Consider the following 890-nt stretch of genomic DNA (forward strand, 5'->3'; position numbering starts at 1 on the left):
GCCCGGTGCCGTGATCCCGGGCGGCGGCCGGACGGGCACGATCCTTGCCGGCCGCCGGGCCGTCACGCGGGCATCGTGACACGAGACACACACGCGAACACGGAGGCCAGGATGGCCGGCACGGCGAAGACCCATAACCTGCGCGTCGACGGCTCGCGCCTGTGGGCGACGATCGCGGAGACGGCGCGGTTCGGCGCGACGCCGGCCGGCGGGCTCAACCGCCTCACCCTGTCGCCGGAGGACGGCCAGGTCCGCGACTGGTTCCGGGACGCCTGCCAGGCTGCAGGGCTCACGGTGCGGGTCGACGCCCTCGGCACCCAGTACGCCCTGCGGCCCGGGCGCGACGCGAGCCGCCTGCCCGTCGCCTTCGGCTCGCACCTCGACACCCAGCCGACCGGTGGCCGCTTCGACGGCATCCTCGGCGTGCTGGCGGGGCTGGAGGCGATGCGCGCCCTGAACGACGCCGGCATCGAGACCGAGGCGCCGCTGCTGCTGGTCAACTGGACCAACGAGGAGGGCTCGCGCTTCGCCCCCGCGATGATGGCGTCCGCCGCCTATGCCGGCGACTTCACCACCGACGAGATCCTGGACAAGACCGACGCGGCCGGCATCACCGTCGGCGATGCGCTCGACGCGATCGGCTATCGCGGGACCGACGCCGTGGGCGACCAGGCGATCGGCGCCTTCGTCGAACTGCACATCGAGCAGGGGCCGATCCTGGAGGCCGAGGGCCTGACCGTCGGCGTGGTCGAGGGCGGGCAGGGCATCGCCTGGTTCGACGGCACGATCACCGGCTTCGAGGCGCATGCCGGCACCACGCCGATGCCGCGCCGCCGCGACGCGCTGCTCGGGCTGGCCGAGATCGCGCTCGCGGTCGAGCGGATCTCACG

1 protein-coding gene is annotated in these 890 nt (G+C 74.0%); it reads left to right on the top strand.

The genetic code is table 11. From position 1 onward, the window contains the following. Positions 1-111: 111 nt before the first annotated feature. On the top strand, positions 112-890 hold a 779-nt coding region (locus FV222_RS27605), incomplete at its 3' end, for a Zn-dependent hydrolase (RefSeq protein WP_147816317.1).

This window comes from Methylobacterium sp. WL103 (assembly GCF_008039885.1).
Lineage (GTDB): Bacteria > Pseudomonadota > Alphaproteobacteria > Rhizobiales > Beijerinckiaceae > Methylobacterium > Methylobacterium cerastii.